The organism is Streptomyces lacrimifluminis (genome assembly GCF_014646095.1).
GTDB classification, from domain to species: Bacteria; Actinomycetota; Actinomycetes; order Streptomycetales; family Streptomycetaceae; genus Streptomyces; species Streptomyces lacrimifluminis.
Genome location: NZ_BMMU01000051.1, coordinates 25,101 through 31,100 on the forward strand (window position 1 = coordinate 25,101; position 6,000 = coordinate 31,100).

The 6,000-nt window shown below is 69.2% G+C and carries 6 protein-coding genes; all 6 read left to right on the plus strand.

Annotated features, from left to right (window positions below):
- The first annotated feature begins 117 nt into the window (after positions 1 to 117).
- A complete protein-coding gene (locus IEY89_RS37825) occupies positions 118 to 942 on the plus strand; it encodes a peptidoglycan-binding protein (protein WP_189152070.1) in 825 nt (274 codons plus the stop codon).
- Complete coding sequence (locus tag IEY89_RS37830; protein ID WP_189152071.1) at positions 939 to 1,823, plus strand: helix-turn-helix domain-containing protein; 885 nt, start codon at positions 939 to 941, stop codon at positions 1,821 to 1,823. The genes IEY89_RS37825 and IEY89_RS37830 overlap by 4 nt, the downstream gene beginning before the upstream one ends.
- Before the next feature lie 352 nt (positions 1,824 to 2,175).
- A complete protein-coding gene (locus IEY89_RS37835; RefSeq protein WP_189152072.1) occupies positions 2,176 to 3,255 on the plus strand; it encodes a tyrosine-type recombinase/integrase in 1,080 nt (359 codons plus the stop codon).
- Positions 3,252 to 3,581 carry a helix-turn-helix domain-containing protein gene (locus tag IEY89_RS37840; RefSeq protein WP_189152073.1) on the plus strand — a complete coding sequence of 110 codons (330 nt, stop codon included), beginning with the start codon at positions 3,252 to 3,254 and terminating at the stop codon, positions 3,579 to 3,581. The genes IEY89_RS37835 and IEY89_RS37840 overlap by 4 nt, the downstream gene beginning before the upstream one ends.
- Positions 3,578 to 5,197, plus strand: coding sequence for a site-specific integrase (locus tag IEY89_RS37845; RefSeq protein WP_189152074.1), 1,620 nt, complete (start codon positions 3,578 to 3,580; stop codon positions 5,195 to 5,197). Before IEY89_RS37840 ends, IEY89_RS37845 begins: the two co-directional genes overlap by 4 nt.
- Before the next feature lie 13 nt (positions 5,198 to 5,210).
- The gene (locus tag IEY89_RS37850; protein WP_229695663.1) at positions 5,211 to 5,726 is read left to right on the plus strand and encodes a GNAT family N-acetyltransferase; all 516 of its coding nucleotides are present in this window, start codon (positions 5,211 to 5,213) and stop codon (positions 5,724 to 5,726) included.
- The last annotated feature ends 274 nt before the right edge of the window (positions 5,727 to 6,000 follow it).

Genomic DNA, 6,000 nt, shown 5'->3' on the forward strand with positions numbered 1-6,000 from the left:
CGGCTGCGTATCTGTGCAGGAACCACGGTGCGGTGCGGTCACGTGGTTGCTTAGACATAATGCGATGACAGGGACTGTCGGCCACGGTCACTGATCATGAGTGTGTACGGGGGAATCATGCCGCGTTGGAAAGCGCTGCCCGGCGAACTGGATCCGAGCGTGCGGCAGTTGCTGGTGCACCTACGCCGGCTGAAGGACCACAGCGGGCTGAGCATGCGGCAACTGGCGGTGCGGACGGGGTACAGCCAGAAGTCGTGGGAGCGGTACCTCGGCGGCCGGTTCCTCCCGCCGCGCGACGCCGTTGAAGCCATGGCCCATATCGGCGGCGACGATCCGACCCGGCTCCTCGCGTTGCACGACGTGGCCACCGAGGCCTGGCGGACGGGACGCGACGGCGCGCCCGCGCCGGAACCCGCCCCCGCCCTGGCGGAACCGGCGCTGCCGGAGCCGGCCGTACCGGCGGCGGGGAGTCTTTCGGCGAGTTCCGTGGCCGAGGGGCGATTACCCGGGGGCGTGTTGCGCGTCGCCCTCATGTCGGGCTCGGCGGCCCTGGTCGTCATGGTCTGCGCGGTGCTCGTGACGGTGCGGATCACGGATGGCGGGGCCGGCGGTGCACCGGCGGCCGCCACGCGCACCGCGGCCAGCGCATCGGCGTCACCGGCCTACACGAGGCCCGCCTACAGTTGCCGCCTGGAGCGGAGCGGCGGACGCTGGTACGCGGGCAACAGCCGCGCCCTGGACGCCACCGTGGCCTACGGCGACTCCGGGCCGCAGGTCGCCGAGGTGCAGTGTCTGCTGCGCAGGGCGGGGATCTCGCCGGGCGGCATCGACGGGATGTTCGGGCCGCTGACGATGGGCGCGGTCGAGCGCTACCAGAAGCGGGTCCACCTCGAGGTGGACGGCATCGCGGGACCGCGCACCTGGAAAGCCCTGCGGAAATGACACTGCCACCGGAACACGTCCGGCTCAGCGCCGAGTTGCGGGAGTTGAGGCAGCGTACCGGCCTGAGCCTGGCCGGTCTCGCGGCGAAGACCGCCTGCAGCAAGTCGTCCTGGGAGCGCTACCTCAACGGCAGGACGCTGCCACCGCGCCCGGTGGTGCGGGAACTGTGCGCCCTGGCCGGTGAACCCGAGGGCCGCTGTCTGGCGCTGTGGGAGATCGCGGAGTCGCAGTGGAGCGGGCGGGCGGCGCAGGAGCCGCCGCCCTATCCGGCTGCGGCTCCTCCGGTTTCGGCTCCTCCGGTTTCGGCTCCTCCGCCGGTGCCGGCTCCCGCGGGCCGGGTCGGCTCCGCGGCCGGTCACCGGACGCCGGTGCTCATCGCCGTACTGGCATCGGTGTGTGCCGCGGCCGTCGCAGGTGTGGCCGTGGCGCTCCTGCTGCTGCCCGGCGAGCCGCGGCCGTCATCGTCCCCGCCCCCGTCTGCGGCCTCGTCCCCGGCGGGCCCGTACTGCCGGGGAGTCGCCTGCGAGGGCAGAGACCCGATGGCGATGAAATGCGGCGCCCAGCCCGACACTCTCGCCCGGCACCGCATGTCCACCGGCGCGTGGATGGAACTGCGCTACAACAGGTACTGCGGGGCCAGTTGGGCACGGATGTGGGGCACGCGGATCGGCGACCGCATCGAGATGCGGGCGGGCGGCGCAGGAAGTCCCGTCCGCCGCGCCGAGATCGAAGACGTCGCCGACAGGGACGCCTTCGTCTACACCTCCATGGCGGTCACCCGTCCCGGAACCGTCGTCAGTGTCTGCTTCCGCCCGGTCGCGACCGGCAAGAAGGAATGCTTCGACAGCCATGTGACGCAGGGGGTAAGGACACACCGGTGAACCCGGCCGGTGCACCCCGCCGGGTCTACGTGGTGCGTCACCCGGCGGGTGCGAGGCCACGTTGTCGAAGGAGGCCGCGGTGTCGAAGACCCGGACGCCGTTCGCGCCGCTGCGGTAGGTGGCGTCGCCGACGGAGATCTTGGGCGTCGTTATGTCGTCGACGAACACCTTGATGGAGGATGTGCGACATCCCGCGAGTTCCCCTGAGCTCTGCTGACTCCCGGGGCCCGTGGCCGGGGGATTCTTCCTCCTTCGTGTGCTCTGGTGGCCTGTGACGTAACTTCGGGATTCCTGAAGCGTTCTCATCTCGTCCGACCGATCCGTAGTCGGGCCGAAGGCGAGGAGGCTCGGGTTGGCGGCGCTGGCAGTCGTGCGAGACCTGCGTGAGCACTGGGCGCCCGCGTCGGCGGAGGAACTGGAGCGGTTCGAGACCGACGTGCTGTCAGGGTTCGTTCTCGCGCGGGCCTCGGCAGGACTGGCGGACGGCACCATCCGCGGGGACGTCGGCCACCTGGATCAAATCAGGTCCTGGTTCGGCCGGCCGTTGTGGGACATGGAGCCCGCCGACGCGGACGTGTACTTCGGGAAGGTGCTGCGGCACTCGCCCAGTGGCACCCGGCTGGGCCGGTCACAGGCGCTGAGTACGTACTTCATGTTCCTGGAGCTGCGGCACAAGGTCGAGATCCACCGGATGACCGGCCGGGTGGTCGAGTGCCCGATCGACGAGTTGAACCGGCCGCGCGGGGCCAAGGACGCTCAGTTGCGGATCCCGCCGAGTGAGCCGGAGGTCGGGGAGCTGTTCTCGGGCTGGGGTGGCGAGCTGGCGACCTGCAGGAAGTTCGCCCCGACCGCCCGGAACTACACCGCCTCAAAGCTGATGTCCCAGGTCGGCCTGCGGGTGAGCGAGACATGCGGCCTCGACCTGGACGACATCAAGTGGGACCTGGGCCGCTTCGGCAAGCTGCACGTCCGCCACGGCAAGGGCGCCCGCGGTTCGGGGCCGCGCGAGCGGATGGTGCCGCTGATCAACGGCGCCGACCGGACCTTGCGGTGGTTCATCGAGGACGTGTGGGGCCAGTTCGACGACGACCACACACGGCCCGGCGCCCCGCTGTTCCCGAGCGAGCGGAAGAACACCGACGGTTCCGCCCGCAGGGTCGGCGACGACGCCCTGCGCAACGGTCTCGACAACGCCGTCGAGGCTCATCTGCCGGGCTGGACGGACAAGTTGACGCCGCACGTCCTGCGGCATTTCTGCGCGTCCCAACTCTATGGGAACGGGCTGGACCTGCTTGCAATCCAGGAGGTCTTGGGACATTCCTGGATCGCCACCACGATGCGGTATATCCACGTGCAGCAGACCCGGGTCGAGGACGCCTGGGTCGCCGGGATGGAACGGGCCGCGAAGCGGCTGGAAGGACTGGCCCGATGAGGTGGAACCTGCGGCTGACCGCCGCGAACAAGGGTATCTGGAAGGCGTCCGAGCTCCAGCGGAGCCTGGCCGAGCACGGCCTGGTGATCTCGGCCGGGAAGATGTCCGGACTGTGGTCCGGCCAGCCGGTCTCCCTCAAACTGGACGACCTGGACGTCATCTGCGTCGTGCTCGGCTGCGAGATCGGCGACCTGCTGATCCCGGAACCGCAGAAGGTCATCCGCCCCGGCGATGAGAACGTCACCCAGACCGCTGTCGGCGCCGCCGCACCGGTTCCGGCGGTGGTGCCCAAGCGCCGCGACGGCCGGTCGCTGCCGCCTGCATGAGCCGGTATCCGAAGGGCTACTACAAGCCCACCGACTCCTGCGACGGCTGCCTGGCCTGGGGCGACTTCAGCGGACGACTCTGCCCTGCCTGCTACATGTTCGGCCGCAGCCACGCGACGGCCGCCTGCGTCGGCTGCCGCCGCATCCAGCCGTTGAAGTGGGGCTACTGCCGTCTGTGCTGGTGTCAGGCCCGGCTGGACGCCCAAGCCACTGTCGGCCGGCTGGCCGCCGAGGCCGACGTGAGGGCCCGCCTCAACGCGGTCCGGCACCATCAGCTGTTCTTCATGGGCATGCACCACCGCAATGGATCGGCACTCGCCCCTCGGCGGCGCGGCGGACGGCGGGGCGCCCCTCGCAAGCTGCCGCCCGCGCCGGCCTGGCGGCCGAATGCCGACTGGAGACAGCTGCCGCTGTTCGGACAGGTCCCGCGTGACTACGGCCGTCTCGCCCCCTCCGGCGTCGACTTGACCAGCCCCTGGCTGACCTGGGCGAAGTACATCGCTCATCGGTTCGCCGAGGCACGGGGCTGGGGACGCAACATCCGCTTCGCCGTCAACCGCGGCCTGGCACTTGTCCTCACCGGGTACGTCGAGGGCGACATCATCCGGCACAGCGAGATCTTCAACCCGCTCCGGTCCCGCGACCTCCCGGTCGGCCACGTCGTCACGGTCCTGGAGGAGATGGGGATCTTCGAGGACGACAGCGAACCCTCCTTCGAGGGCTGGCTCGCCGAGCGTCTGGAGGGTCTCGCACCCGGCATCCGCTCGGAGGCCGAGCGCTGGACCCGCGTCCTGCGCGACGGTGGCCCCCGCAGCCTCCCGCGACGGGAAGGCACGGTCTGGCTCTACCTCAACCGTGTCCGGCCGGCCCTGCTGGAATGGTCGGACCGCTATGACCACCTGCGGGAAGTGACCCGCGACGACGTCCGGACCTACATCGAGACACTGCACGGCCACCAGCGGCGTGACCAACTCGTGGCCCTGCGCTCGCTGTTCTCCTGGGCCAAGCGGAAAGGGCTGCTTTTCCGCAACCCGACCAGCCGGATCAAGGTCGGCCAGTACGAGTACGGCGTGCTCCAGCCGCTGGTCCCCGCCCAGGTCGACCGGTCCGTCGCGGCGGCCACCACCCCGGCAACACGACTCATCCTCGCCCTCGCAGCGGTGCACGCCGCCCGGGTCGCCCAGATCGGCACGCTCATGCTCGACGACGTCGACCTCGGCAACCGACGGCTGACCATCGCCGGACGCGTCCGCCCGCTCGACGACCTCACCCTGAAACTGCTGCTGGACTGGCTGGAGCACCGGCGAAACCGGTGGCCGAGCACCGCGAACCTCCATCTGCTGATCAACAACCAGACCGCCACCAAGACCAGCCGCGCCAGCAACCACTGGATCAGCGCCTCGATGCGCGGCCAGGACGCGACGCTGGAGCGGCTCCGCGTCGACCGGCAGCTCGAAGAGGCCCTGACTCACGGGCCCGATCCGCTTCACCTCGCCGAGGTGTTCGGGCTCGACGAGAAGACCGCGATGCGCTACGCGGACTCCGCACGGGCACTACTGGAACAGGCAGCCGAGTACTCGGCATCGCCCCCGGGAAAAGAACTTGGCCCGGATTGACGGGACTTGAAGAATGACGGACATGCAGACTCGACAGGCATGGCCTGATGACGCATCAGCGGTCGCCGGTGTTTACGTGCGCTCCTGGCAGGCGGCCTTTGCCGGTCTTGTCCCCCAGCCCTACCTCGACGCCATGGACCCAAGCCGCGAAGAGTCCGAGTGGAAGACACGCATCGCGGAGACACGATGGCCATTGTCGGGAGTACTGGTAGCCGAAACCGAGGCGGGGATCGTCGGATTCGCAGGTTTCGGCCCGTCTCAGGAGACCCCTGCCGTCGCGGAAATCGGCACGCTTTACGCGATGCCCGAGGTCTGGGGCACTGGGATCGGGAAGCACTTGATGCTGGCCATGTTGCCGACTCTCCGACAGGCCGAGTACACGCAAGCCACCTTGTGGGTCCTGGAAGACAATCGTCGCGCCCGGCGCTTCTACGAAGCTGCCGGCTGGCGCGCAGACGGCACAGCCGTGAAGGACACCACCGGTGGGGCTTCTCTCAACAAGTTGCGCTACCGCCGCCCTCTTGGCTAACCCGCTCGGCGTCTTACCCGTCCAGGGGACCAGGAACGGCAAGGTCGCGAGTTGGCCTGGAACCCACGGAAGCAACTCCGTAGAGCACGACGACGGACCCTTGAGTTCCCACCGAGAACCCTTCAGTTTGCGTGAACTCGCGGGACTCACGGGGCTTGAGGAACATCCATGTCAGATCGTGCGCTAACGAGTTGGTGCGTGATTGCGGGTGAGGCGTCGTGTCTGGCCGGTGGCATGATCCAGGTGTGGCGATCATGGTCAATCGGGCGGTGTT

Excerpts from the sequence above, each read along its gene's own strand:
- IEY89_RS37825 (WP_189152070.1), top strand. The coding sequence starts at position 118 with ATGCCGCGTTGGAAAGCGCTGCCCGGCGAACTGGATCCGAGCGTGCGG.
- IEY89_RS37830 (WP_189152071.1), top strand. The coding sequence starts at position 939 with ATGACACTGCCACCGGAACACGTCCGGCTCAGCGCCGAGTTGCGGGAG.
- IEY89_RS37840 (WP_189152073.1), top strand. The coding sequence starts at position 3,252 with ATGAGGTGGAACCTGCGGCTGACCGCCGCGAACAAGGGTATCTGGAAG.
- IEY89_RS37845 (WP_189152074.1), top strand. The coding sequence starts at position 3,578 with ATGAGCCGGTATCCGAAGGGCTACTACAAGCCCACCGACTCCTGCGAC.
- IEY89_RS37850 (WP_229695663.1), top strand. The coding sequence starts at position 5,211 with ATGACGGACATGCAGACTCGACAGGCATGGCCTGATGACGCATCAGCG.